Raw genomic sequence first — 26,683 nt, 5'->3', positions numbered from 1 at the left:
GTGTACCTGCAGCCTCAGCTCCCACTGTGGCCTTTGCCGTAGCAGCATCTTCGGCCTCAGCAGCGACGTGGTCCTCCGCACGTGCAGTCGGTTACTCTCCGAGCAGCATCCAGTTCGGGTGAAAGGTCTGGTCGTTTCAGGAGGGTTCGAACTCGGCTTGCAGCCTGCAGCCTGCAGCGCAAGAGTTGGCCCCGCTGGAGTATTGCCTCGATTAAGGCCGCAATCGTGACCCGGTTGTTGTACCCGTAGTTCCCGGCCTTCGCTCCAGCAAGCTCGGCTTGCTGCTCAAGTGTGAGCCCTTCACGGTCACCTCTGAAGGTGTCACTGAGGCGGCTCGACTCGGTTTCAAGAACCACTTCAGCCTCACCCCTCCTGTCGTATGGGAGTCTGATGTCGCTCATGCCGTAACCAACTGCATCAGTTCGGTGTAGTCGGTCACTACGTCGTAGGTGACGTCATTGCCGTTCTTCTCACTGAGGGAAGCGAAGAACTTGCGGGCACATTCGATCTTGGCCTCCTCAACGCCCTTGAGTTGCAGTGTGGACAGCGAGCCCTTGGTCTCTGCGACGAAGTAGACGTGCTTCACGCTGCCCTCGGTGAAAGCGATAGCCCAGTCCGGGTTGTAGTCGCCAACGGGCGTGGGGATGAAGAACCCGCGCGGGAGCTTTGCATAGACGGCGACCTCGTGACTGGTGTCGAGTTCGGTGACGAACTCTCGCTCGATCTTGGAGTCGGTGACCACGTAGTCGTAGACGTGCTTCTTGAGCTTCGCCCCTGCCTTCGAGAAGTCTTGGGCGGTCTGATTCTCGGTGAAGATCGCAGAGTCGAAGCGGTCTTCGAGCGTATCGTAGGCGAGGTGCTCGACAATGACCGTTGCCTTCTGTTCGTTGATGAGTCGGGCGGCCTCGGTGATGAACTGCTCGGGGTTGAGCCGGAACTTGGCAAAAGTTCCTGGCGTGACGCCGCGGAGGATCGCTGCGACCGTGCGCCGGGTGAGCTGGGTCTTCTCGGTGATCTCACCCAGCAGGTCGTACTTCACCTGCGAGTTTGCGCTGACGGTTTCGGTGTGCGTCTGCGTGGTCTGCACCGCGAAGCCGGAGCCGCTGGTCAGGTCGTCCGCCTCTAACCGCTCGTGCTGCTGGCCGGCTTGCACGACGTATTGCAATGCGGCGACATTGAGGTGCTTGTCGAGGTGGTCGATCGCCTTACGGATCAGTTCGCCGGAGTCGAACTCGACCTGGTAGACGGCGCGGTGGTTGATCCTGCCCCACAGGTCCTGGAACTCCTTGCGAGCAAAATTTGCCTCGTTCAGCGGTATCTTCTTCGGCTTACGATCATCGGTGGGCACCGGCAGGTCAAGGTAGAGAAGATCAACCAGCGGCCATACGAAGTCGATGACAGGCTTAAGTACCTCAGAAGTAGGGGCGGCGAGTGTCCCGTCTTCCTTGGCCTGCTTGTAAGCGTCGGAGATCGTGTCGTCGTCGTTCACGTAGTCGTTCTTGACCAGGTACTTGTAGAGCGCCTGGGCGACGGCCTCCTCGATGACCGACTCGCCCGAGAGCGTCTGGATAGTCTTGCCAACGAAGAATTTGACGCTGGCCTTGCGCGGCCGGGCGGCGAGCGACTCGGAGATTTCGCGTTGGAGGCCGGTCACGAAGTCGGTGTAGGACTCGTCGGTGACGACGGTCAGCTCGTTGATGTCGTGCACCGTGACGGGGTTGTCCATCCGCTCCCCGTGCTGGTCAACGGCGAGCCGCAGCCCGCGTCCGATCTCCTGGCGACGGGAGATCGTGTTGTCGCTCTTTTTGAGCATGCCCATGACAAACACGTTGGGGTTGTCCCAGCCCTCACGCAGTGCCGAGTGGGAGAAGATGAAGCGGACAGGTTCGGCGAAGGACAGCAGGCGTTCCTTGTCTTTGAGGATCAGGTCGTAGGCGTCAGTGTCGGTGGACTGCCCCTTGTCGTCACCGCGACCGGAGACCTTGCCGTCGATCTGGTGCTTGGTCTTCTTGTCGATGGAGAAGTAGCCCTCATGTACCCGGCGCACGTCGTCGCGTCGCAGGTAGGCCTGGTACTCCTCGGTCGCCGCGTCGATAGCAAGTTCACCGAGCACCTCGTCGCGGATCGCGGCGTACTCCTCCTCGAACATGCGAGCGTAGTCTCCGAGGGTGTCCTCGCGGCTGTAGTCACGGTACTTGGAGACCTCATCGATGAAGAATAGCGAAAGCACCTTGACGTCCTGACTGAACAGCTCGCGTTCCTTGTTCAGATGGGCGCGGATGACCTCGCGAATCTGGATGCGCCGCTTGGTCTCCTCTGTCACATCACGGTCGGCAAGCTGCCCAGCCACGACAACATCACCGTTGCTCAGCTCGATCACGTCGCGGTTGGCGTCCACCTCGGTGATGAACAAGCCCTTGTACGCCTCGATCCCGTTGGAGACATCGTGAAGATTGGCGCCCATGTCGAGGCGCTTGACCTGCCGTTTGATGCCTGAGGCCGTTTGTACCTCGATCTCGACCCGCGCCCGAGGCTTGGCACCCTTGGCGATCTCGATGGCGTCCAGATACAGGTACGCGGTCGATCCGGCGAGGCCCTTCACGGTGATGCCTCGCACGGCGATCTTCTTTACGAGCTTCTGGTTGTAGGCATCCAAGGCGTCGAGGCGGTGCACCTTGGTGTGATCGACCTTGTGGGTGGCGGAGTAGCGAAGCAGCATTAGTGCGTTGAAACGCGACAGCGCTTCAAGCGACTTGGGGGCGCCGATCTTCTGCGGCTCGTCGATGATCACGATCGGGCGGTTGGCGCTGATCACGTCGATCGGACGGCGGGACTGGAAGTCGTCCAGCTCGTCGTATATGCGGCGGTTATCCTTACCGGTGGCGTTGAACGCGTGGATGTTGATGATCATCACCTGCACCCCGGCATCCGAGCTGAACCGCTCCAACTCGTGCAGCTGGGAGGAGTTGTAGATGAACGAGCGCGGCTTGGTGCCGTAGAGCTTCTGGAAGTGCTCGGCGGTCACGTCGAACGACTTCTTCACGCCCTCGCGGATCGCGACCGACGGCACCACGATGATGTACTTCGACCAGCCATACCGCTTGTGCAGCTCCATGATCGTCTTGATATAGACGTAGGTCTTGCCCGTGCCCGTCTCCATCTCCACGTCAAGGTTCGGTGCGCCGGGAGCGGCTGCACTGGAGGCGAGCTTGGCCGATAGCGGGAGGTTCCGTGACCGCTGTACTGCGTGCACGTTCTCCAGCAGTTGCGCTCCTGACAGGACGATCTCAGCGTTGCGCAGGCCGGCATCCGAGCGTTCCTCGGCCTCGAACAGTGCCGGGGCGGTCACGGGACGGACCTTGCCGGGGTCGATCCGGTAGGAGATGCCGTCATGCTTCGGCTGCCCGGCGAAGGTCTCGACAACAGCATCGACGGCATCGGTCTGGTACTGCTGGACTTTGAACTGTAGCTTCATCGAATGTCTTTCTTTCTGCAATCGGCGCTGTTCGTCGTCGCTGCTAGAAGGTTGCGGGCGGCGTGAATGCATGTGCTCACGCTGATCCTGGTCCTCTAGCGGTACCGCTGGCGTCGTCATCCTTCTTGCGTGAGGGCACGGACTGCGCGCCTTCGTCCCCTGCGTAAGAAAGCTCCCATCGTGGCTTCGTGCGGGTGCCGCGGTTGACGACGACGCCGTGGCGGCGCAGCTTGGTCAGGAGGTTCGTGATCTTGGTTGCCTTCTGCTGATCGGTGAGCGCTTCGCTGAGTGCGGGCCGGAGCAGGTCCTCTACGTCACCACGGTCTGCGTGTCCCTGCGCGCGGAGAAAATCGGTCAGCAAGGCTGCGTAGTGAGCGTCCGCTTGGGGCCGGGTACGGATGTAGTCGGCCATCGCACCGGTTAACGCTGCCACGCGAGGAGTGATCCGGCGGTGGGGTCTACGGCCCTCGATCAAGCCGACTCTCCGCAGATGTCGGGCGGCCTTCTCGCTGATGTCGAGTCCCTTCTGCACCCGATCCAGCGCAAGCACGTCTTCGAGGGGAAGGTCGGTTTGGACCATGAGCAGCTGGGAGTAGGACTCGTCAATCACCGTGCCCGGGATGGTGAGCTTGACCTCACCAACGGTGCTGAGGTCGTAGTCGGGCAGCGGCAGGAAGCGACGGACCTGGTCCTGCACCATCCGGTGGATTCCGTAGCCCATCTGGTCGATGAGGTTTAGCTCTGTCATCGCCTCCACAAGGAACGGGTTGCGGTACTGCCGCGGGGTGCGCTCGTCCAGGGCGTAGTCGTCGGGTGCGCCGTCGTAAAACTCGCCAACGCTTTCGAACACGATGCGGTCGGGGTGCTCGGTGACGATGATCCGAGAGTTTCGCGTATAGTCCTGGTGCGCAATGCAGTTGTAGAGCGCTTCGAGCAGGCTGCGTTCGTCGTACTTGCTGATCTCTCGATAGATCAACTCATCTGGGGGTAGGAGCCGGAGCTGCACGTTGCGGATGCGCTTCGCGAGCGCCGTGGTGTTCAGCAGGAAGGGCAATCTGAAGTGCTCGTTCGCCGGCTGCTCGCCAACGAGCTTCCAGGTCATCTGCGCCGGGTGCGGGGTCAGCAGATGAGTTGAGGTGTCAGCACCGAGCAGAAGGAGCGCGGCTCGGGTGATTTGACCGTCTCGGGTTAACCGGGCCTTGGCCAAGAACGTCGCGTCATCCCATGCTGCGATGTCAGCCGCAGGGATGCGAGACGCGTACCGTTCGGTGAACCCTTGACGTGCGCGGGTGAGCGCCGCGGGATCGAGGTGAGCGAGCGTGGCGTCAGGAACCACGACCGCTGACCAGTCGGCACTGATGGTCTGCCGCCGAATCTCATCCAACTTGTCGAGCGAGAGCGGCACCAGGCTCTCACCTGCACGAGCGCGGTAGTCGCCCTTCCACGAGATCGGGATGCCGCGAGGCGCAGCCGGCACCTCCAGAAGCACCGCGCGCTTGTCCGAGTGCATGACCTCGTAGACCTCGCGGACGGTCAGCCCTTGATCGATGGACTGATGGATGTGGTGCTTCAAGGTCTGACGCTGCTGCACATCGTTGAGATGGGTCGTGCCCACGACCTTCCGAGCGTTCGAGACCCCGAAGACGAGCCACCCCGACGTGAGCCCGCGGAGGTTCGCCTCGTTGCTCAGCGCCGAGACGTACTCACCGGTCTTGTCTGCAGAGAACTGCCGCGCAGCCTCCTTGAACTCGACAACCTCGTTCTCCCAGCCGGCCAACAGCCGATCGAGGAGTTCGCTGAGTTCGTCGTTCGTCAGGGTCATGTCGTTCCTTAGATCGTTCGTACCTCAGTCGCGGGCGACACCTCGCGGAATACCTGTTCGGCGTTGATCCGCGCGGCGTCGGACTCAAAGGCGTCGTCGCGGAACACCGCACGCAGCGGGCCACGCTCGGCGATCACTCGCACCACCTCGGGAGTCACAGACTCCGCGAAGCACGCGACCAGCGCATCGGCATCCACGGACAGCACCTCCCGGCGATCGATGAACTCGCGCGTCATCGGTAGCGACAGGTCAAGTCCCCAGTCGAGGAGCACTTGGAACAACAAGTCCTCACTGGAACGGTCCGGCTTGATGCTTGGCGCCAGAGAGTCGAGACGAAGCTGTTCTGTGTCATCCGCAGTTCTCAGAACGTCGGCTTTGTTGCTCCCAGCAACGCGCAGAGAGCGGAAGCCGACATCGAGATCAGACCCCAAGAGGCCTGCCTCTTGCTTTACCTGCGCGCCACCCCGACGCAGGCGCTCGCGGGCGACATCAGCGAGAGTGGTGAACCCGCGCTTCCGTCCGTCTGAGCCGAGATCGAGAGCTTCGTCGAGCTGCACCAGAACGAAACGCCGGTTGCCCTGATCGGCAGCATTGAGATTCATGACTGCGTGCCCCGTCGATCCTGAGCCCGCAAAGAAGTCGAGAATGATCGCGTCTTTGTCGCTGCTCGTTACGGCGTCGATCCAGGTTCCCAAGACTCCAACATCTTTGGGATAGTCGAACATCTTGCCGTCGAGGAGCTTCGTCAACGCGTCGCTCGCGGGGGCTCGCTCCTGCTGGATCACGGGGCGGATGGCCTGCCGGTCCATGTCGCCCAGGAGCCGCTTGAACCGCGGCGTGGTGGTGTGATCCGCGCCGAAGAGGATTCGGTCTTGCGCGATGCGCTCTTCCATGGCCTCGCGCGATAACCGCCACCCGTACTCATGCATAGGAACAGGCTGTCTGGTGACGGGGTGAAGGACTTCGTACTGCAAGTTCTCCCGTGGATTTGGACTGGCAAGATTGTCTCGCGTGAAGATCTGCCCGAGCTCGTCGATATCGCGGTATGCCTTGAGCCCAGCTTCGACATCCGGCTTCGTCTTCCACCAGTCTCGGTAGAGCACAGTCGCACGCCCGGCGTCATGCCCAGATTCCTCCCAAGCCCGGCGACCTGCCTCCATGACGTCGTCGTAGCCTCGCTTAGGCCCTTTGAAGCGTACGTCGAGGCCGATGAGGGTTGTCTTACTCCGTGCGTAGATGAGCATGTAGTCGAGCCCACCCGAGGTGAATCGAGCATCATTCTTCCCCGAGCCCTGCCATACCACGTCGGCGAGGAAGTTGTCCGCACCGAAGACCATGTCAAGCAGCGATCTCAGATTCGCGTGCTCGTGATCGTCGATAGCGACGATCATTACCCCGTCATCGGTCAATAGACTCCGAGCCAACTTCAGCCGGGAGTAGATCATGCTCAGCCAGTCGGAATGGAATCGGCCGTTCGCCTCGGTGTTCGCGACGAGGCGGTCTCCCGCCTCCGACCTCTGGCCCGAGCGGGCGAGGTACTCGGCACTCGACTCGGCGAAATCATCGTCGTAGACGAAGTCATTTCCAGTGTTGTAAGGCGGGTCGATGTAGATCAGCTTCACCCTGCCGAGGTACGACTCCTGGAGCAGCTTGAGGGCGTCTAGGTTGTCGCCTTCGATGAAGAGGTTCTTCGTTGTGTCGAAGTCAACGGACTCCTCACGAAGAGGCCGGAGGGTCTTCGCGATCGGAGTGTTAGCGGCGAAGGCCGCCGCACGCTTACCGGGCCAGTCGAGCCGGTACCGCTCCTGCGCCCCCTCGACCACGTGGTCGGAGAGTTCTTGTCGGAGAAGATCAAAATCAACGGCGAGGGACACGTTGCCCTCCGCATCTCTCGATTCGGTGATGACCTGCGGGAACAGGTCGGCGAGCCGTTCGAGGTTGCGACCAGTGATGTCGGGCGTGTGCAGCGTGCGCTTCTCCATCACACACCACCGACCAGCGAGCGACGGTCATATGGTTTTGACCTCAGTGTGTGGCGAGCGTTCACTGAACACCTGCCCGACGTTGATGCGCTCCGCATCGTCCGCGAAGTCTTCGTCGAGGAACACAACACGGAGCGGCTGACGCTCCGCGATGGCCGCGGCAGCCCGAGAGAGAGAGAGAGAGAGAGAGAGAGAGAGAGAGAGAATCGCGTGCCTCACGCGGACGTGTACACAGGATCAACGTGCCCTCCTCAACGTCGTACACCTCGAAGCTATCGATAGTCTCCTTCTTGATCGGCATCGTGAGTTCCAAGCCCCAGTCGAGCAACACCTGGAACAACAGGTCTTCACCCGTACGGTCGGGCTTCACGCTGCCGATCAGACCGTCAAGCTCTCCCTGACCAAGCACGTCGGCATGCGCGGACGTGTCATACATGTTCGTCGAATCGACGCACAAAGCACGGAATCCATTGTCTGTCCCAAGAGCCGCGCGGGGGGCACCGGCCTTCTTCAACCGGTCGCGCGTGACTTCCGAGATCGAGGTTCCCTCCTGCCCGGCGACCCGCTCGGGTAGTTGAACCAGGATGAACCGCCGCTGGCCACCATCGGCTTCATTCACCGCGAACACCGCGTGGCCGGTAGTCCCTGAGCCTGCAAAGAAGTCCATCACAACGTCATCGTGACGGGTTACCCATCCGATGATCCGCGATAGGAACGCCACACTCTTCTCGGTATCAAACTCATCGGTCTCATTGCCGCTCAGCGTAAGGTCCATCCAGTTGTCGCTAAGCAACTTTCCCTCACTCGGTGGCACGTAGTACTGGACCACGGCATCGCCGTTCTGGCGCACGAAGTTGAGCTTGACGTTCGTCGCAGTCAGATGGTCAAGGTAGTAGTCATCCAGGCTGATGTTGTTAGAGTGCTGAGCGAGGTATGCCTCGTAGTTCTGAACTGCCTCCCTCGCCCGACCTTCCTCCCAACGCCACTGTCCCGAGATGGGAGTAGAGCCGAAGAGTTCGTACCGCATCGTGGGGCGGTCGGTTCCTCGCCAGAAGGTGTCCCACTTTCCCGACTTCGATTCCACATGAGCAAGTGACAGCTTCGGCAAACGGACCGCTCCACTACGCGCGTACATCAGTACATACTCATGGCCTTGCGATAGCGCGCTCACATCTTCGAACTGGGCTTGAACGTTCTTGATCCCGCGCCGGACGGCGATCGTGTTCTTGTGGCTTCCCGACCCGAACACTTCGTCACAGATCTTTATCAGGTTGTGCACTTCGTGTGAGTCAACACTGATGAAAATGAGGCCGTCCTCGGCTAGGAGGTTCCTTGCCAACTTTAGGCGCGGATACATCATGCTCAGCCAGTCAGAGTGGAACCGCCCGTTCGACTCCGGGTTGGCGGTGAGTCGAACCCCTGTGCCATTGCTCTGCCCGGACCGCGTCAAATACTCGTCGGTCGTTTCCGCAAAATCGTCGTTGTAGACAAAGTCGTTCCCGGTGTTGTAGGGCGGGTCGATGTAGATCAGCTTGACTTTGCCGAGGTATGACTCCTGGAGCAGCTTGAGTGCGTCGAGGTTGTCGCCTTCGATGAAGAGGTTCTTCGTGGTGTCGAAGTCCACCGACTCCTCACGAACAGGACGGAGGGTCTTGGCGACCGGTGCGTTCGCTGCGAAGGCGGCGGCACGCTTGCCGGGCCAGTCGAGCCGGTATCGCTCCTGCGGACCCTCTACGATGTGGTCGCTGAGTTCCTGACGCAGCAGGTCGAAGTCAACCGCTCGCGCGAGGTTGCCGTCGACGTCTGAACTCTCGGTGACGACGCTGGGGAACAGTTCGGCGATCTTGTCGATGTTGGCCTGCGTGAGGTCGGGTGATGTCATTCGTAGTCTCTCCACGGGCTACCTCTGCTGTTCCAGTTCGTGTTGCTTCGTCTTGAGTGCCCGGCGGAGGGCGACCTTGCGGTTGAACTGTGGCTCAGTTCGGAGCTTGCGTTCCAAGGACGCGACCTCGCGTTCGAGCTTGCCGACCTCTTTAATTCTGTCAGCAACCTCCGACATCGCCTCGCCGGGTCGCACCTCTATCTCGGTCAGAGGCTCCAGGAGAGCTGCGTACAGCGCGGGCAAGCTAATGGCCGTTGGAAGTGGGTGCCGGTCAACATCGGCGGCTATCCAATCAGTGCTGAAGTACCGGCTAATCTTCGGGGAATTTGAGCCCGGCTGCTTGTGGGCCGCTACCATGCGCACCTGCTCATCTCCCGAGATGTTTCGCGCCAGTTCGAAGACTATGGGTGATGGGATCACCTTGTCAATCGCCGCCAAGACGTGTTCAGAGACGTCTTCGTCCTTAGCATCGATGCGGAAGACCTGAATCTCAGGAACGGACTCGTTATCAGGAAGGTGGATTGTGGGCTCAGCAAGCTTGAACGCCCAGGTAATGCGTGCGACGTCAGAGACAAAGCGCTCTCGTGTCGACGTCGAGACTGTGCCTTGCTCGTAGAACCGTTCTTTCGGTATTCGTCGTCCGAACTTCGCGGCTTCGGGCCAGCAGTACAGCACATCTCTCATGACCGACCGCTGCTACTGCTCGGGGGGACGACTGCGACGAATGCGATCAGCTCGAAGTCGTCAAGCCCCGCAATCGTCTGCGTGAGCGCTGTCGTGTACCCGCCGGTGAAGAGGCTGTCAATGTCACGTTCTTCGGTAACTTCGATCATCGAGTGGATTGCGTCAGTCAGCAACTCCGAGTACTTCCCCATGCGAGCCCCCTCGGCCGTAGCCTCATTGAACGCCTTGACGACGTCCTCGACTGGTTCTTCAAAGGGACGGCAGCCGCTCCGAAGGAGGTCAAGGAGGTGCTTGGCTTCCGTGTGATTTGAAACCACGTCGCCGTGCTCGTCAAGGTAGACGAGATAATGCGGGTGGAGCCGGTTCCCTCGGTTGATGTGTTCGTCAGCGTTGACGTTGCGGAGCGCAAAGATCACACCTGGCACGAGGCCTTTGTCTGGTGCCGCCGGGATCACCGCGTGAAGTCCTTTAGGTACGGCGGCGAGGTCACCATATTCCTTGATGTAGCCGAGGAGATCCATCCGGAAGTCGTTGAGGCCAAGGTCGGTGATCGAGACACCAGTTCGAACATCTTCAAGTTCGATGACGTCGTCCTGGAGCTTGCGGAGCTGTTCCTTCCGGAAGACCGCGTCAGAGTCTTCGAGGGTGAGCACATTGTCGTCGGCAGTTCCGGCGATATCAGCGATGACCATGCGGCTTTCGACGCGGTCCTTGAGGTTGATGTACTCATCGAGAGTGATGTCCGGCCAGAAGTTGACGAGCTGGATCTCTTTGTTGATGGACCCAATCCGGTCGATGCGCCCGAAGCGCTGGATGATGCGTACGGGGTTCCAGTGGATGTCATAGTTGACGAGGTAGTCGCAGTCTTGAAGGTTTTGGCCCTCGCTGATGACATCGGTGCCGATGAGCACGTCGAGGTCACGAGTGTCTTTCGGCATGGTTACCTCGCGTTGCTTCGATCTCGGCGAAAACAGGGTCATGATTTGCTGGAAGTCTAGCCCCGTACCGAGTGTCGTCTTCGCTCCATGATCACCCCCTGTGATGACGGCGCTCTCAAGGCCAATATCTTTAAGCACTGGGGCAAGCTCGCGGTATAGGTAGTTTGCAGTGTCTGCAAATGCGGAGAAAACGAGTACCTTACGGTTGTTGTCGTTAATGGGGTGCTGCGACTTATGCTCAATGAGACGACTCAGTTTCTGGAGTTTGAGATCGTGCACTGGAGTAATCTTATTCATCTCGTCGAGCAACTCGCAAAGGATTTCGCGGTCATTCCACAGGTCGCGTTGCCACGATTCAATATCGATGTCATTCAAGTCGATTTTGATCTTCTCGCCATACGAGAGCGCCTCAATGTTGGCGTCGCCTTCGTCACCAGCGTCGAAATCCATGTCGGCGAGTTCTGGGCTCAGATCAGCCAGATTGCCCGCGTGGTTACTGATCAACTGGTAAGTCCGAGTAACCGATGCCTGAATCTTCTCCAACGTAAGGCGAAACGCGTCGACAGAACTCTCTAGTCGTTTGAGCAGGTTCACTGTCATGAGCTTCTTCAATCCCTGCTCCCTGCCGCGTTGCCCAAGGTTCGACCGTGCGGTACCTCCGGTCACGTTGTAGAGGTCTTCATACTTTGAAAGCCTGCTCTTGAAGACGTACTCCAACGGCGTGTAGACAGCCATTGTGAGCGCATCCAAATGCTCGAAGATCTCGTTGAAGGTCGGCACAGTTGGCAAATCGGTCAACGGCTCCCGGACCGAGACCGGTGAGCGCCGCTCAGGGAACGATCCAACTTCCGTAGTGTCATAAAACGCTTGAATGTGTTTCCGCGACCGAGCGATAGTCACAGAGTCAAGCAGCTCGAAAAAGTCGAAGTCAAGCATCTGCAAGATCCGATCCGTTGTCCGATCCGCAGCACCAAGCTTCGACCACTCATTGAATACACGCTGCGCATCAGAAAAGACCTTCTCCACCGAAGTCGAAAGGTCAAGATGCTGTGAGAGGTTCTCGGACTCACCCTCGTAAGCCAGCTGGAGCTGATTCTTGAGATCATTAAATCTGTTGTTCACAGGAGTAGCCGAAAGCATTAGCACCTTGGTCTTCACCCCCTCGCGGATGACCTTGCGCATGAGCCGCTGGTAGCGCGACTCTTTCTCCTCGGCATAGTCAGCATTGCGGAAGTTGTGCGACTCATCAATCACGACAAGGTCGTAGTTGCCCCAGTTGATGCGGTCAAGGCGCAGCCCGAGCGACTCTCCCTTCGTGCGGGAGAGATCGCTATGTGCGAGCACGTCATAGTTGAAACGGTCACTTGCGAAGATGTTGGTTGTAAGGTTGGCGTTGTAGTTCGTCCAGTTCTCCGCGAGTTTCTTTGGGCACAGCACGAGCACAGACTTGTTACGCAATTCGTAGTACTTGATGACCGCGAGCGCGGTGAAAGTTTTGCCGAGTCCGACGCTATCGGCGAGGATACAGCCGTTGTACGTCTCCAGCTTGTTGATGATGCCGGTAGCCGCATCGCGTTGAAAGTTATAGAGACTCTGCCAAACCTTCGTTTCCTGGTATCCGGTGCGGTCGTTCGGAAGCACATCTTCAGTGAGGTCGTCGAGGTAAGCGGAGAATAGGTTGTAGAGGATCAGGAAGTAAATGCGGGCGGGAGAGTTCTCTGCGTAGACGGTCGCGATGTGCCCATAAACCGCTTGTGTCACGTCATGCAGTTGTTCGGGGTCATTCCAGATCTGGTCAAAGATGGCGAGGAATTGCTGAGTCTCCCCTACTCCCTCGAACTTTGTAACTACATTCGAAACGGCCGAGCCACGCTCGTAACCGAGATCAGCCGTTGTGAACCCCTGGATCGGAAAGTATGCGGCGTGATCATCAAGTGCCGCAAGAGCCTGAATCGCTTTGTCATTCGCGTTCGAACGGAACGACACTTTGGCGCGAATCCAGTCAGCGCACTCACGTGCGATAGCGCGCTGGGTCAGCTTGTTACGCAGCTTGATCTCGAACTCGGACCCCGCGAGTGTTGACTCCGCTGTTGGGGCAACGAAGAACTCGCGACGTTCCTTGCGAAGCTTGTCAGTCACCTTCTCTGTCACAAAGGTAGGCGACGTAAAAATGAACTTCAGCTCTTCGATTTGCCCCAGTTCCTTACGGAGGGCTTCGAATGCGAATATCGAAAAGGACGAAGCGGCGATACGCACCTTCGAGCCTGATCTGATCTCGGCCTTGAGGTCCTCCCCAAGCAGGTCATTAACGTTGTTGATAATCCGCAACTTCAGCCTTCCTACTCATACGGCTCAGCAGCAGTGCTTCCGCAACGAACTCGGTAGTCAACTTCGGTCGTTTGGAACTTCCAGAGGCGCCCGATTTTGTGGACAGGCATATTCTTCTCGGCGTTCCAGGTATGTAGCGAGCGTCTCTGGTAACCCCGTGGTAGGAGGTCATGTCATCGGCAGAAAGCCACGGCACGGTCACAGTTTCCCTCCCTCTCAGCCCGAAGTCAGTTCTACGATATCGTGCACAACCGGAAAAGAGCGGGATTTCTCCTAATGTGAGCAGGTGTGGTGCGTCGGAAGCCAGAGCGCAAGGGGGCTACGACAGGTTTCGTAGATTCCTCAAGGAACTCCCATTCGGGCTGACACGAACGGATGCATGCGCCACCCCGAATGGTAATTTCTGGCCTTTTCCGTCCTCTTCTGACGTCAAGCAGAGGGTACGCGAAAGGCCCGGAAGCAGCGGAAATCCGCTGGTTCCGGACCCTTCGACCGCCCACTACAGGGTCCAAGGTTCTCTAAGAGTACCTCTTAGAAATCCCAGTCTTCGTCTTGTGTGGTCACTGCTTTACCGATGACGTAGGAGGACCCTGACCCAGAGAAGAAGTCGTGGTTCTCGTCTGCGTTGGGTGACAGTGCGGAGAGGATGGCTGGGTTGACGTCGGTTTCATCCTTGGGGAACAACGCCTCGTACCCCAAGTTCATGAGTGCTTTGTTGGCGTTGTACCGCAGGAACTTCTTGACGTCCTCAGTCAAACCAACACCGTCATACAAGGACTCGGTGTAAGCGACCTCGTTCTCATACAACTCGAACAGAAGTTCGTAGGTGTACGCCTTGAGCTCTTCCCGGCGTTCTGGGGTTTCCGTTTCCAAGCCCTTTTGGAACTTATACCCAATGTAGTAACCGTGCACAGCCTCGTCACGAATAATGAGGCGGATCAGGTCAGCTGTGTTGGTGAGCTTGGCGTGGCTTGACCAGTACATGGGCAGGTAGAACCCGGAGTAGAACAAGAACGACTCCAACAGGGTGGAGGCGACCTTACGCTTCAATGGGTCTTCACCGCGGTAGTACTGCAAAATGATTTCCGCTTTGCGCTGCAGGTGAGGGTTTTCCTCAGACCAGCGGAACGCTGTGTCAATTTCCTGGGTGGAAATCAGTGTAGAGAAAATTGAGGAGTACGACTTTGCGTGCACGGACTCCATGAACGCAATGTTCGTCAGTACCGCTTCCTCGTGCGGGGTGAGCGCATCGGGGATCAGCGAGACAGCACCTACGGTTCCCTGGATGGTGTCCAGCAACGTCAACCCAGTGAACACACGGGTGGTGAGTTCTTGTTCCTCTTTGGTGAGAGTCGCCCACGATTGGATGTCGTTAGAAACGGGTACCTTCTCAGGGAGCCAGAAGTTCCCAACAAGCCGGTCCCACACTTCGAGGTCTTTGTCGTCCTCGATGCGGTTCCAGTTGATCGCTGTCACGCTGTCAATCAGCTTCAGCTTTCCGGTGGACATGTCACTCCTTGTGTCTCAGAGCCGTTGGTGTCAGATGGCGTCGTGGTTAAAGCATGCACGAGACGCAACCTTCAACCTCGGTGCCCATCAAAGCTAGTTGGCGCAGGCGAATGTAGTACAACGTTTTGATGCCTTTACGCCAAGCGTAAATTTGTGCGCGGTTGACGTCACGGGTGGTTGCGGTGTCCTTGAAGAACAAGGTCAACGAAAGCCCTTGGTCCACGTGTTCTGTCGCAGCCGCGTAGGTGTCGATGATCTTCTCGAAACCGATCTCGTACGCGTCCTGATAGTACTCGAGGTTGTCGTTCGTCATGTAGGGCGCAGGGTAGTACACGCGCCCAATCTTGCCCTCTTTACGGATCTCAATCTTCGACACGATCGGGTGGATCGAGGAGGTTGAGTTGTTGATGTACGAGATTGACCCAGTCGGTGGCACAGCCTGGAGGTTCTGGTTGTAAATACCGTGCTCCATGACTGAAGCTTTCAGTTCACGCCAGTCATCCTGGGTGGGCAGTGCAATGCCGAACTGGTCAAACAGTTCACGCACACGCTGTGTTTGTGGCGCCCACACCTTCTCGGTGTACTTATCAAAATAAGTACCAGACGCGTAGGTTGACTGTTCAAACCCACCAAATGCCCGGCCGCGTTCAATGGCCAGCTGGTTCGATGCGCGAATCGCGTGGAATGCCACGGCGTAGAAGTACATGGACGTGAAGTCGATGCCCTCTGGTGAACCGTAGTAAATGTGTTCGCGGGCGAGGAAACCGTGCAGGTTCATTTGGCCCAGACCAATAGCGTGACCCAACTCGTTGCCGTGCTTGATGGACGGAACCGACTCGATGGAGGTTTGGTCAGACACGGCAGTCAACGCACGAATAGCAGCGTTAACGGTCTCCCCCAGGTTTCCACCATCCATCACCTTGGCGATGTTCAGTGATCCCAAGTTGCAAGAAATGTCGCGCCCGATTTCGTCATACGAGAGGTCCTCGTTGAACGTTGACGGGGTTGAGACCTGCAGGATCTCCGAGCACAGGTTTGAGTGCGTGATTTTCCCGGCGATAGGGTTCGCCCGGTTCACGGTGTCTTCGAACATCACATACGGGTAGCCAGATTCGAACTGCAACTCGGCAATGGTTTGGAAGAAGTCACGAGCTTTGATCTTCGTTTTACGGATCCGCGCATCGTCGACCATCTCGTGGTAGACGTCGCTGACGTTGATGTCAGCGAAAGGTTTGCCGTAAATGCGTTCCACGTCATATGGCGAGAAGAGGTACATGTCCTCGTTCTTTTTCGCCAGTTCAAACGTGATGTCAGGGATGACCACACCAATGGACAGCGTCTTAATGCGCACCTTCTCGTCAGCGTTTTCGCGCTTAGTGTCCAAGAACCGCATGATGTCGGGGTGGTGGGCGTGCAAGTACACGGCGCCAGCGCCTTGACGGGCACCCAACTGGTTGGCGTAGGAGAACGAGTCTTCCAGCAACTTCATCACAGGGATGACACCAGATGACTGGTTTTCGATCTTCTTGATCGGGGCACCAAACTCACGCAGGTTAGACATGAGAAGCGCCACGCCACCGCCACGCTTAGACAACTGCAGCGCAGAGTTCACGGCGCGCGCAATGGACTCCATGTTGTCTTCGATGCGTAACAAGAAGCAGGAGACGGGCTCGCCGCGTTGCTTCTTGCCCGAGTTGAGGAACGTGGGGGTAGCAGGCTGGAAACGCCCAGAGATAATTTCCTCAACAAGGTGACGAGCCAACTGCTCATCACCGTCAGCGAGTGTCAACGCGACCATGCACACGCGGTCTTCGAAACGCTCAAGGTACCGCTTGCCGTCAAAAGTTTTGAGCGTGTACGAGGTGTAGTACTTAAACGCACCAAGGAACGTTTCAAAACGGAACTTCTTTGAGTAGGCAAGCTCAAAGATGCCCTTAATGGACTCGCGGCTGTAACGCTCAAGCACGTCAGCTTCGTAGTACTCGTTCTCCACCAGGTAGTCGAGTTTTTCATCGAGCGTGTGGAAGAAAACAGTGTTCTGGTTGACGTGCTGCAAGAAGTACTGGCGAGCAGCTTCACGGTCTTTTTCGAACTGAATTTCACCGTTGGGCCCGTACAGGTTCAACATCGCGTTGAGCGCGTGGTAGTCCATTTGTGTCGTCATGCTGGGATCTGCGATTGACGTTGCCAAAATACTCTCAATCCTTCACGTACTCGATGGACATCCTCAGATGTCCCTAGCAGTTCGAACCCGTACAGGTAAGGCACCTTGCACTTGGCCGAGATAATCTTGCCGGCAAGACAGTAGGTCTCACCGAAGTTGGTGTTTCCCGCAGCGATCACGCCGCGGATCAGTGACCGGTTGTTCTCGTCATTGAGGAACCGGATAACTTGTTTCGGGACAGCCCCACCTTCTTTGCCACTCCCATATGTGGGCAGGATCAGCACAAAAGGTTCGGTTGCTGTCAGGTGGCCCTCCCGCGGGAGGAGGGGGATGCGTTGTGCGGGAAGCTTCAGCTTTTCCACAAAACGGTGGGTGTTCTCAGATGCGCTGGAGAAGTAAATGAGGTTCGACATCTTCTCCCTTTCCATGCCTTCGAAACGCTCAGCACACGTGACGCCCCGCAGGGCGTCACGGTGACATCACTTATGCGGAGACGGAAACCTGTGCAGCAACGGCTGCGATACGGTCGGGGCGGAACCCGGCCCAGTGGTCATCGCCTGCAACAACAACGGGGGCCTGCATGTAACCCAAGCCGCGAACCATGTCCATGGCTTCTGGGTCCTGCGTCAGGTCGATAACCGTGTAGGCAACGCCCTTCTTGTCGAGCGCACGGTAGGTCGCATCGCACTGAACGCAGGAGGGCTTGCTGTAGACGGTAACGCTCATCGTCGGTAACTCCTCGGTGTGGGGGGTGCTTGGCGCTAGTGGTTCGGAAACCCAGCTGGAAAGACACCGTCTATCTGTTGTTTAGTCTGTGGTGATGAGGGGTTAAGACACCTTTCACTACCGGAAAAATCTTCGTTATCCAGTAGCGCCCCGTTCACGTTCAACCACTATACCTAGTGTTTGATTCCGATCGACCCCCAACACCTTGCGGTTGAGGGTCATGATGCTCACAGTGCGTCGACTTGCCTGTGGACAAGCCTGTGGGGTACCGACCCGTAGCAAAGCCCGTTGCGCCTCGTCATCGAAAGGGCACCCTGAAAGCAGGGTCTCACGAGGGTCTGACAAACACTGAGAGCATGCGACTTTGGTGCCAACTCCCCATCCAGTGGCACAGTTATTCGCCGGCTCACTCCCCCAAAAAAAGATTATCCACCGCCTGTGGGTAACCTCATCCACAGGCGGTGGATAACTCACTGCCGAGACAAAAATTGCCTGGGTGAAACAAACAACATTGGGCGTGTCGAGATGCTCAGCCCGCCGTGGGTTGCTCGACGTACTCCACCGCATCGGGCGCAGGCAACACATTCGTGCGAGCCAACGTGCGGTACCAGAACGCCGAATCCTTCCAGATACGCTCTAAGGTCTCGTAATCAACGCGGATAATCCCAAAGCGACGATCATAACCCCAACCCCACTCAAAGTTATCCAGCAACGACCACGCAAAGTACCCGCGCACATCCACGCCAGCCTCACGAGCATCAAGAACCGCGGCAATGTGATCATGCAGGTACGCCACCCGCTCCACATCATGGACCCGGCCATCATCAGTGACCGTGTCATAAAACGCCGCACCATTTTCCGTGACCATCAACGGCTGCTGCGGGTAGCTGTCACGCAGTGACACCAACAACTCCGTCATCCCAGCAGGGTCAATGTTCCACCCCATCGCTGTGTACGGGCCAGGCATCTTCACCCACTCAACATGCTCAGAGCCCACCCACGGCGAGTGCGACGAATTGCCGTGCCCATCGTTATCCGAACCACCCTGACCCTCAGTTGCCTCACGCACCATGCCCGTGGAGTAGTAATTCACACCCAACACATCAAGCGGAATGTGAATGAGATCAGTGTCCCCCTCCAACACAAAAGACCAGTCAGTAATGCCAGCGGTGTCCTGCATGACGTCAGCCGGGTAGGCCCCCTCCAACAACGGTTGCAAAAACACCCGGTTCGCAACCCCATCGATACGGCGCAACGCATCACGATCACCGGCGTTTTCCGGGTCAAGCATCCGCGTCACATGCAGATTCAGGGTGATAGAAACCTTCGTCGACTCCCCCAACACCTCGCGAATGGCACGGCCCGCGAGACCGTGAGCAAGGTTCAAGTGGTGAACAGCCTGCAATGCGGCAAGCGGCTCGGTGCGCCCCGGTGCGTGCACCCCCGATGCGTACCCCAAGTACGCAGAACACCACGGCTCATTCAGGGTGGTCCACACGTCGATGTCTGAGCCAAGTTCCTGCGCCATTTTGCGCGCATACTCAGCAAACAGGTACGCGGTTTCGCGGTTAGTCCACCCGCCTTCGTCTTCGAGTTCTTGCGGCAAGTCCCAGTGATACAGGGTGACAACAGGCTTGATGCCGGCTTCAAGAAGTCCGGCAACCAACTGCTGGTAAAACGCAATACCTTCAGGGTTGAACTCGCCTCGCCCGCCCGGCTGAACCCGTGGCCAGGAGATTGAAAAACGGTAGGCATCGAGCACGAGTTCCTTCATGTGGGCAATGTCCTCTTGCCACCGGTGGTAGTGGTCATCGGCAACGTCGCCGGTATCGCCATTGAGGGTGCGCCCTGGGGTGTGGGAATAGGTGTCCCAGATGGAAGGGCCACGCCCGCCTTCGCGTGCGGCGCCTTCAATTTGGTAGGCGGCGGTCGCTGATCCCCAGGTGAAGTCGCTGGGGAAGGTCCGCGTTGTGTGCTTGCTCAACTGATCTCTCCTTGACCGTGCGGTGGATGCTGGCGGTCATTCGCGCAATGCCGCAGCGCCCGTGGGATCGTTCCCACGGCTGTGCGTACCCATCGTATCGAATCGATTCGACGCTGGGAAGGTGTCCGGGCGATGCGTGTAGTGGACGGGGTGCGCCGGGACAGGTCCGGAGGGTCAGGTGGAGTCGCGGGCGTTCAGTGTTGCGGTCACAACCACAGGGTCGTGCACTTCCCCGGTTGCCACGAAGGCGAGCAGGGACGCGGCGGCGTGCTGGCCCATCGCGAAAATGTCCAGGGTTGCGGTGGTCAGTGGTGGTTCCGTTAACCGGCACAGTGGTGAGTCGTCCCACGCGACGATGGCGACATCGTGCGGTACACGAAGCCCGGCGCTGCGGGCCGCGTGCAACCCGGCAACTGCCATCACATCGTTGTCGTAAATGATTGCTGTGGGCGGTGGAACAGCACGTAACGCCTGCTCAGTGAGGTGCTCCCCGGAGGTGTCGGAGTAGTCGCCCTCGAACGTGTCCACTCGCACGCCCTGCGCGGCGGCAAGAGCTGCGAGCGCTGTTTGGCGGGCGAGGGTGTGGTCGTAGGTGGTGGGGCCGCAAATGTGGGCGATTTTGCGGTGTCCTCGTTGGGCGAGGTGGTTGAAGACTGTGGTCATTGCGGCGGCGTCGTCGGCGTGGACGCTGGGTAGTGCGATGTTGGGTTGGGGTGCGCCGACGAGTACTGCGGGGATTCCGAGTTCGATGAGGAGCGCGGGGCGGGGGTCGTTGTGTTGGAGGTTGACGACGAGGACGGCGTCGACCATGCCGGTTGCTGCCCAGCGGCGGTAGGTGTTCATTTCGGCGGTGAGGTCCTCGACAACGGCGAGGAGGACGGATACGCCGTGGGGGGTGAGGCCTGATTCGACTCCGGTGATGAACTCCATGAAGAAGGGTTCGACGGTGACCATGCGTCGTGGGGCGGTGCGGATGAGTCCGACTGCCCCGCGTGGTAGTACCGGGGGTTGTGTTGTGGTGTGTGGGGTGGGGGTGTCCCCTGTTGCTGCTGTCATGCGGTGGCGTTCCGTTTCTGTCCTGCGGTGTGTCCACCCTACCTGTGGTGGGGTGAGTGGTGGTGCGTGTGCGGGCGCTTCCCCACGTGTGTGTCGCCCGCACACGCGGTGTGTTACCCCGGGATGAGTGAGTTCACGGATCGCACGATGCGGTGTGTGGTGGCGGGGTTGTTGAGGGCGTCACGGATGTCTTGTGGGCTCAGGGTGGTGGTGATGGTGAAGGTGTGGTTTTCTCCTGCGTTGAGGGTGATGAGTTGGTCGTTGATGGTGGTGTGGGGGTTGAGCCGGTCCACAAGGAGTGCCACGTCGACAGCGAGGCTGGTGGCGTGGACTGTGATGTGGACCGGGCTCGTCCCTGTTTCCGCGGTGCCGCGCGCGACCGCGGAGTGTGGTGCGGGGGTGATGTCGGTGACTGTCACTGCCCCGGGGTCAAGGGTGAGGTTTTTGAGTTCGGTGAGGTAGTGGAATGTGCGGGTGTCGCCTAGTTCCACGGTGACGTATTCGTTGGTGGGGTGGGTTGTGGTGAGGATGTGTTGCGGTAGGGGGATGGTCCCTACTGACCAGGGGGCAATGTCAACGGTGACGGTGGTGGTTTCTTCTGTGTTGCCGCTGAGGGTGCGGCGTGTGATGGTGGCGTGCCCGGTCCAGGGGTCGGCGGTGTCGTTGATGAGGTAGGCGATGGGTTGGCCGAGGGCGTCGCGCCCGTTGGGGAGGTCTTGCCCGAACTCTGCGCCGAGGGCCCTGGCGGTGGCGCCTTCTCCTGCGCCGATGGTGTCGCCTGCTGGTTTGACGGTGATGAGGCGGGGGGCGTAGGCGTGTTGCAGCCCGTAGTAGAGGGGTTTGTTGTGGCCGTGTGAGTCGATTGCTGCCCAGGAGGTCACGGGCCAGCAGTCGTTGAGTTGCCAGACGATGGCGCCTGCGGTGTGGGGCCACCGGGAGCGGAAGTGTTCGATGCCGAAGGTCACTGAGTGGCTTTGGGAGAGTTGGGTGGCCCAGTGCCAGTCTTCGAAGTCGGTGGGTAGTGGCAGGTGGGGTGCGAGGCCTTTATCGAGTTTGTTGTTGCCGTCTTCTGCTTTTTGGTGGAGGAGGAATTCGGCGCTTTCTTTGTGGAGGGCTTCTGGTGCGACCGCTGTGGTGAGGGTGCTCCAGGTGGGTGGCCCTTGGTGTCCGAATTCGGAGCAGAATCGTGGGGTGTAGTCGAGGTGGGTGAGGTGGTCTTGGCGGTTCCACACTTCCCATTCGTGGCGGGTGCCGTGGTGTTGGTCGTTGGGGTGGGCGGTGGTGGTGCCGGTGGCTAGTTCTTGGGTGAAGCCTGGTGAGTAGGGGCTTCCGGCGCAGTAGATGCGGGTGGGGTCTAGTTCGTTGAGGAGGCGTGGGAAGAGGTCGGTGTAGTAGCCGAGCCCCCAGGTTTTACCGGCGAGTTCTTCTTTCCATCCCCAGTCCAGGTAGCCCCAGAGGTTTTCGTTGCCGCCGTTCCATACGGCGAGCGCCGGGTAGGGGGTGAGGCGGGTGATGTTGTCGCGGGCTTCTGCTTCGAATTCTGACCAGAAGGGTTCTTCTTCGGGGTAGGCGCCACAGGCGAGGAGGAAGTCTTGCCAGACGAGTAGTCCGTGTTGGGAGCACAGGTCGTAGAAGTCGTGGGTTTCGTAGATTCCGCCGCCCCAGATCCGTAGCAGATTCATGTTGGCGTCGCGGGCTGCGAGGATGCGGTGTTCGAGCTGGTTGCGGGTGATGCGGGTGAGGAGGTGGTCGTCGGGGATCCAGTTGGCGCCGCGTACGAAGATGGGTTGCCCGTTGACGATCAGGGTGAAGGGGGTGCCGTGGTCGTCAGGCGTGGTGTTGGCGGTGATGGTGCGGAAACCGATGCGCCGGTTAAGGAGTGCGGTGGTCTCGTTGTTGAGGTTGAGTGTCAGGGTCGCGTCGAAGAGTGGTTGCTCGCCGTAACCTGCGGGCCACCACAGGGGGGCGTCTGGTACGTCGAGTGTCACGGTGGCGTAGGTGTCGCCTGGGGTCACGGTCACGGTGGCGGAGGTGGCGGGTAGTCCATAACCGTCGGCGAGTGCGATGGTGATGTCGGCGGGTTGGGTGGCTTCTGGCGCCCAGGTGAGTTGGGTTGTTGCGGTGATGTGGCCGGTGCCGTTGTCGTCAACGGTGGTGATGAGGCTGTGGTTGTGGGCACGCACGGTGTGCCAGCGCTCGAGTGTGACGGGTTTCCATAGCCCAGCAGTTTGGAGGTCTGGCCCCCAGTCCCATCCGAAGGAGCACGCCATTTTGCGGACCATGTTGAAAGGGTTGTCGTAGGCGCGTGGGCGGTCCCCCAGTTGGTTGATGTTGTTGCGTGCGGCGGCGATTGCGCTGGCGAAGTCGACGGTGAGGGTGTTGTTGTCGGTGAGGTGATCGGTGATGTCAAAGGAGTAGGTGCGGTGTTGGTTCGCTGTGTCAGCGATGTGGTGCCCGTTGAGGGTAATGGTTGCGACGGTGTCGATACCTTCGAAGATCAGCTCACACCGCTCCCCTGGTGTTAATGGCTCTGCGGTGAACTGGGTGGTGTACTGCCAGTCGCAGTCTTTCATCCACGCGAGGCGTTGTTCTGCCAACCCAATGTAGGGGTCTTCGATGAGCCCAGCATCAAGAAGGTCGGTGTGGACGCTCCCGGGGACGGTGGCGGGGATCGCTTGGATGGTGAGGTCATCTGGGGCTGTTCCGCCGGTGTGGCGCAGGGTCCAGCCGTTGACCAAAGGTGTGGTGGTCATCGTCGAATTCTCCTTGTGCAGGCTGCGGGCGCGCGGTGGCGTGCGCCCGCAGTAGTGCGAATGGTCAGGGCGAGGGTGCGGGCTGTGGGCAGGCGCGCATCGTGAGTTATTTGGTGGCTCCTGAGGTCAGGCCGTTGTAGATGTAGCGCTGGAGGAATAGGAACAGCAGGAGGGTAGGGATCAACACGATGATCACACCGGCTGAGATCACTTCCCATTGCGCACCGAAGGGGCCTTTGAACCGGAACAGTGAGGTGGAGATGACTCCGAGGTCGCGTGAAGGCATGTACAGGAACGGGATGTAGAACTCGTTGTAGATCGCGATTCCCTTGATGATCACGACGGTGGCGATCGCTGGTTTCAGCAGGGGGAAGATGATCCGTGCGTAGATGGTCATGTGGTTCGCGCCGTCCAGGACGGCTGCTTCGTCCAAGGACCGGTCAATGGACCGCATGAACTGCACAAAAATGTAGATCGAGACGATGTCCGTCCCCATGAACAGCAGCATGACCGCTGCCCGGGTGTTGTAGAGGTCCAGGGCGTTAATGACCTGGAATGTTGCGACCTGTGTGGTAACAGCTGGGACCAGTGTGGCAAGGAGGAACCCGGCAAGAACCAGGGTTCGCCCACGGAACCGGAACCTGTCGATGGCGTAGGCGGCCATGGTGCCGATAATGATCGTTCCGGTGATGGCTACCGCAAGGATGATGACCGTGTTCATGAACCCTTGAACCATGTTGCCTTTGGTGAAGGCGATGACAAAGTTATCCAGGTTGAATGTTTGTGGCAGGTCAAAGGGGCCGGTGTCGCGGAACTCTTGTTTTGTTTTGAAGGCCGCCATGAAAACCACGCCAATGGGCAGCAGCGTCACGAGGCAGGCAACGATGAGGGAGAAGTATTTTACGGTGTTGGCGAGGACGTACTTCATGACTGGTTGACTTTCTCGTCGGGGATGAGGCGTTTCTGCATCCACGTGACCACCAAAACAATGGCAAGCAGGACAACGGCCATCGCTGAGGCTTGCCCAACTTTGTTGAATTTGAAGGCGGTATCCACTGTTTTGATGACGAAGGTTTCAGTGCCGTTGGCGCCACCGGTCATGACGTAGGGGATTTCAAAGACCGACAGTGACCCGGAGATAGCAAGAATGAAGGATAGGCCGATGATCGGACGGATTGAGGGAGCAATGATGTACCGGAATTGGTGCCACTTGTTCGCTCCGTCAATTTCAGCAGCTTCGTAGATTTCCCCTGGGATGGATTGGATGGCACCGAGGAACAACACGAAGTTCAGGCCGGTGTATCGCCATACTGAGGTTGCGGCGAGGGAATAGTTCGCAATGGAGCGCTCCCCCAGCCAGTGTTGGGTGTGATCGCCGAGCCCAAGGATCCCCATGAGAGCGTCCAGGGTGCCGTCGGGGCGGAAGAAGTACAAGAAGATGAAGCCAATTGCCACACCGTTAATCAGGTAGGGGAAGAACAGCACCCCTTTGAAGAAGTTCCTGAATCGGGTGTTAAAGCTAAGGACTGTGGCGAAGTACAAGGCGATGCCCATTTGCAGGAATGAGGCAAAGAAGTAGTACAGCGACACTTTGAAGACGGCGAAGTATTCAGGGCTGGTGAACACGGTGACGAAGTTGTCAAAACCAACAAAATCTTTGGTTTTGGCTAGACCGTCCCAGTCAGTGACTGAGTACCAAAACATGTTGGCTACCGGGTAGTACGTCAACCCGAGGAGCAAGATCACGGGGACAAGAAGGAAGAGGTACGGGGTCCCTACCCACCCCCATCCGCTGGACCGGCGGCGCCGGCGAGGGCTGGGGTCATTGTGTTGAATGTCGTTCTTTCGGAGCTTCTTAGCTACCCGGGCGGGTGCTGAGCCATCGGTATGCGTTGCCATGGTTTCCTCGCGTCACTGCGGGTCTCAAGGGTGGGGTGGGTGCGCGTTGCCCTGGGGCGGGCGCCTGAAGTCACGGCGCCCGCCACGATTGTGAGTGGGCTGTTATGCGCTAGGGGTGGATTAGCCCATGACCTCTGCGCGGGCTTCCTTCCACCGTGCGTTGAGGTCAGCGAAGATGTCCTCTTTGGTTTCATCTGCTTGGCCACGTGCTGCGTCGATGATGCGCTTGCGGTACATGTCCTGCCACAAACCGATCTCGGCGGTGTTGTCGATCTCGTCGATTTTGCCTTCCATGCCGGGCTCGGCTGGGAGTTGTTCTACGTATTCCACGCCTGCTGCCGCGAAGTCTTGGAGGACTTGTGGTTCTGGGGAGTCCTTCAGTGGGGACAGACCACCCTGTGACTCTGCGTAGCCTGATTCGTTGTTGAACCAGTCAATCCACAGGCGTGCTTCTTCTTTGTGCTCTGAGTTGACGTTGATTGCTTGGTTGTAGTCGCCGCCCACTGAACCGTGGAACTTTCCATCAACCTGGTATGGGAAAGGCATGTAGCCGATGTCCTCAGCGGCACCGCCGTTGTCAACCGCAGCTTGTTGCATCTGAACGATCGCCCAGGAACCAAGCACCATGGTGGCGACGTCACCGGTGGCGAGGAGGTCTTTGGACAGTTCCCAGTCGGTGGTGGTGGGGTCTTCTTCGATCAGTCCTGCTGCGACTGTGTCATAGAGCAGTGAGTCAATGACGAAGTGGTCTGACCCTTGCGTCCAGGGGTTGTCCGTTTCGAGCAGTGAGTTGACGTAGTTTGGGTCAGCTGAGATTTCTCCGCGGTGCCCTTCCCACTGGGTCAGGGTCCAACCAGCTGCGTAGTTGGTGTACATGGGCACGGCGTCGGTGGAGGATTTGATCTTTTCCAGTGCCGCGATGAAGTCTTCAGGGGTGGTGGGGTAGTCAGTGAGGCCAGCTTCGGCCCACACATTTTTGTTGTACACGATTCCCTGAGTGTTTCCCACAACTGGAATACCGTACACCTGGCCGTCATAGGCCTTTTCTCGAACGAACCGGTAGGTTTCTTCAATCTCATCAACGGTGCCTAGTGGTTCGAAGAAGTCACCGAGTTGGTTGGGTTGGACTGTTCCCACAATGCCGAGAACATCGCCGTAGTTGTCGGTGCTCATACGGGTTTTGACTTCACCTTCGTAGTCAGTGATCCCTTCGAACTCGACGTTGATGGTGGGGTTGGCTTCGGTGAAGCGCTCTGCGTATTCGTCGAATGTGCCGTCTTCAACCAGGTCGGTGCGCCAGGTGAGTACTTTGAGGGTGACATCGCCTTCTGCAGAGTCAGAGTCGGATGAGCAGGCACTGAGTGCCAGCATCGAGGCGATTGCGCCAACGGCGGCAATCTGTCGCGCGGTGCGAGGGAACATCATTGATCCTCTCCTTGACTCAACACAGCCATTGTGTTGAGGGTCGTGGTGTGCGAACG

General features: G+C 58.6%; 17 protein-coding genes. All 17 read right to left on the bottom strand.

Annotation, left to right across the window (positions count from 1 at the left end; genetic code table 11):
* Positions 1-56: 56 nt before the first annotated feature.
* The 17 genes from G538_RS0105290 to G538_RS0105210 all read right to left on the bottom strand — a co-directional run bounded on the left by G538_RS0105290 (position 57) and on the right by G538_RS0105210 (position 26,627).
* Positions 57-401 (bottom strand): hypothetical protein, encoded by a 345-nt coding sequence (locus tag G538_RS0105290; RefSeq protein ID WP_029068506.1) that lies wholly within the window; start codon positions 399-401, stop codon positions 57-59.
* Positions 398-3,547, bottom strand: a complete 3,150-nt coding sequence (locus G538_RS0105285) for a type III restriction-modification system endonuclease (RefSeq protein ID WP_245566798.1) — start codon at positions 3,545-3,547, stop codon at positions 398-400. The genes G538_RS0105290 and G538_RS0105285 overlap by 4 nt, the downstream gene beginning before the upstream one ends.
* Before the next feature lie 4 nt (positions 3,548-3,551).
* Positions 3,552-5,297, bottom strand: coding sequence for an RNA-binding domain-containing protein (locus G538_RS0105280; protein WP_029068504.1), 1,746 nt, complete (start codon positions 5,295-5,297; stop codon positions 3,552-3,554).
* A gap of 8 nt (positions 5,298-5,305) precedes the next feature.
* Positions 5,306-7,279, bottom strand: a complete 1,974-nt coding sequence (locus G538_RS0105275) for a site-specific DNA-methyltransferase (RefSeq protein WP_029068503.1) — start codon at positions 7,277-7,279, stop codon at positions 5,306-5,308.
* 61 nt (positions 7,280-7,340) lie between these two features.
* The gene (locus G538_RS15205) at positions 7,341-9,161 is read right to left on the bottom strand and encodes a site-specific DNA-methyltransferase (RefSeq protein ID WP_051196590.1); all 1,821 of its coding nucleotides are present in this window, start codon (positions 9,159-9,161) and stop codon (positions 7,341-7,343) included.
* Between the two features lie 18 nt (positions 9,162-9,179).
* The gene (locus G538_RS0105265) at positions 9,180-9,845 is read right to left on the bottom strand and encodes a DUF4391 domain-containing protein (protein WP_029068502.1); all 666 of its coding nucleotides are present in this window, start codon (positions 9,843-9,845) and stop codon (positions 9,180-9,182) included.
* A complete protein-coding gene (locus G538_RS0105260; RefSeq protein ID WP_029068501.1) occupies positions 9,842-13,111 on the bottom strand; it encodes a helicase-related protein in 3,270 nt (1,089 codons plus the stop codon). The genes G538_RS0105265 and G538_RS0105260 overlap by 4 nt, the downstream gene beginning before the upstream one ends.
* Positions 13,112-13,642: 531 nt before the next feature.
* Positions 13,643-14,620, bottom strand: a complete 978-nt coding sequence (gene nrdF, locus G538_RS0105255) for a class 1b ribonucleoside-diphosphate reductase subunit beta (protein ID WP_029068500.1) — start codon at positions 14,618-14,620, stop codon at positions 13,643-13,645.
* Positions 14,621-14,666: 46 nt separating this feature from the next.
* Entirely contained in the window at positions 14,667-16,784 is a 2,118-nt protein-coding gene (nrdE, locus tag G538_RS0105250) for a class 1b ribonucleoside-diphosphate reductase subunit alpha (protein WP_157544304.1), read from the bottom strand.
* Entirely contained in the window at positions 16,781-17,197 is a 417-nt protein-coding gene (nrdI, locus tag G538_RS0105245; protein WP_029068498.1) for a class Ib ribonucleoside-diphosphate reductase assembly flavoprotein NrdI, read from the bottom strand. The genes nrdE and nrdI overlap by 4 nt, the downstream gene beginning before the upstream one ends.
* 70 nt (positions 17,198-17,267) lie before the next feature.
* Positions 17,268-17,510: a glutaredoxin-like protein NrdH gene (gene nrdH / locus G538_RS0105240; RefSeq protein ID WP_029068497.1), complete on the bottom strand. Its 243-nt coding sequence runs from the start codon at positions 17,508-17,510 to the stop codon at positions 17,268-17,270.
* 529 nt (positions 17,511-18,039) lie between these two features.
* Entirely contained in the window at positions 18,040-19,494 is a 1,455-nt protein-coding gene (locus G538_RS15200; protein ID WP_035833244.1) for a GH1 family beta-glucosidase, read from the bottom strand.
* Between the two features lie 174 nt (positions 19,495-19,668).
* Entirely contained in the window at positions 19,669-20,550 is an 882-nt protein-coding gene (locus G538_RS15195; RefSeq protein ID WP_084618099.1) for a LacI family DNA-binding transcriptional regulator, read from the bottom strand.
* A 113-nt stretch (positions 20,551-20,663) separates the two neighbouring features.
* Positions 20,664-23,303 (bottom strand): glycoside hydrolase family 2 protein, encoded by a 2,640-nt coding sequence (locus G538_RS0105225; RefSeq protein WP_029068496.1) that lies wholly within the window; start codon positions 23,301-23,303, stop codon positions 20,664-20,666.
* Positions 23,304-23,409: 106 nt separating this feature from the next.
* On the bottom strand, positions 23,410-24,231 hold the full coding sequence (locus tag G538_RS0105220) for a carbohydrate ABC transporter permease (RefSeq protein WP_029068495.1): 822 nt from the start codon (positions 24,229-24,231) through the stop codon (positions 23,410-23,412).
* Positions 24,228-25,202 carry a carbohydrate ABC transporter permease gene (locus G538_RS0105215; protein WP_029068494.1) on the bottom strand — a complete coding sequence of 325 codons (975 nt, stop codon included), beginning with the start codon at positions 25,200-25,202 and terminating at the stop codon, positions 24,228-24,230. Before G538_RS0105215 ends, G538_RS0105220 begins: the two co-directional genes overlap by 4 nt.
* A 120-nt stretch (positions 25,203-25,322) precedes the next feature.
* On the bottom strand, positions 25,323-26,627 hold the full coding sequence (locus tag G538_RS0105210; RefSeq protein WP_245566797.1) for an ABC transporter substrate-binding protein: 1,305 nt from the start codon (positions 26,625-26,627) through the stop codon (positions 25,323-25,325).
* Positions 26,628-26,683: the final 56 nt, after the last annotated feature.

Origin of the sequence: Jonesia quinghaiensis DSM 15701 (genome assembly GCF_000423205.1) — a bacterium.
Classification (GTDB): Bacteria; Actinomycetota; Actinomycetes; order Actinomycetales; family Cellulomonadaceae; genus Jonesia; species Jonesia quinghaiensis.
Note: the sequence above shows the minus strand (reverse complement) of the source record. Positions and strands in the feature narration are given on the sequence as shown.

Bases quoted from the DNA above. Each gene is read 5' to 3' on its own strand.
- G538_RS0105290 (WP_029068506.1), bottom strand. From the start codon at position 401: ATGAGCGACATCAGACTCCCATACGACAGGAGGGGTGAGGCTGAAGTG.
- G538_RS0105285 (WP_245566798.1), bottom strand. From the start codon at position 3,547: ATGCATTCACGCCGCCCGCAACCTTCTAGCAGCGACGACGAACAGCGC.
- G538_RS0105280 (WP_029068504.1), bottom strand. From the start codon at position 5,297: ATGACCCTGACGAACGACGAACTCAGCGAACTCCTCGATCGGCTGTTG.
- G538_RS0105275 (WP_029068503.1), bottom strand. From the start codon at position 7,279: ATGGAGAAGCGCACGCTGCACACGCCCGACATCACTGGTCGCAACCTC.
- G538_RS15205 (WP_051196590.1), bottom strand. From the start codon at position 9,161: ATGACATCACCCGACCTCACGCAGGCCAACATCGACAAGATCGCCGAA.
- G538_RS0105265 (WP_029068502.1), bottom strand. From the start codon at position 9,845: ATGAGAGATGTGCTGTACTGCTGGCCCGAAGCCGCGAAGTTCGGACGA.
- nrdF (WP_029068500.1), bottom strand. From the start codon at position 14,620: ATGTCCACCGGAAAGCTGAAGCTGATTGACAGCGTGACAGCGATCAAC.
- nrdE (WP_157544304.1), bottom strand. From the start codon at position 16,784: ATGACGACACAAATGGACTACCACGCGCTCAACGCGATGTTGAACCTG.
- nrdI (WP_029068498.1), bottom strand. From the start codon at position 17,197: ATGTCGAACCTCATTTACTTCTCCAGCGCATCTGAGAACACCCACCGT.
- nrdH (WP_029068497.1), bottom strand. From the start codon at position 17,510: ATGAGCGTTACCGTCTACAGCAAGCCCTCCTGCGTTCAGTGCGATGCG.
- G538_RS15195 (WP_084618099.1), bottom strand. From the start codon at position 20,550: ATGACAGCAGCAACAGGGGACACCCCCACCCCACACACCACAACACAA.
- G538_RS0105225 (WP_029068496.1), bottom strand. From the start codon at position 23,303: ATGACCACCACACCTTTGGTCAACGGCTGGACCCTGCGCCACACCGGC.
- G538_RS0105220 (WP_029068495.1), bottom strand. From the start codon at position 24,231: ATGAAGTACGTCCTCGCCAACACCGTAAAATACTTCTCCCTCATCGTT.
- G538_RS0105215 (WP_029068494.1), bottom strand. From the start codon at position 25,202: ATGGCAACGCATACCGATGGCTCAGCACCCGCCCGGGTAGCTAAGAAG.
- G538_RS0105210 (WP_245566797.1), bottom strand. From the start codon at position 26,627: ATGATGTTCCCTCGCACCGCGCGACAGATTGCCGCCGTTGGCGCAATC.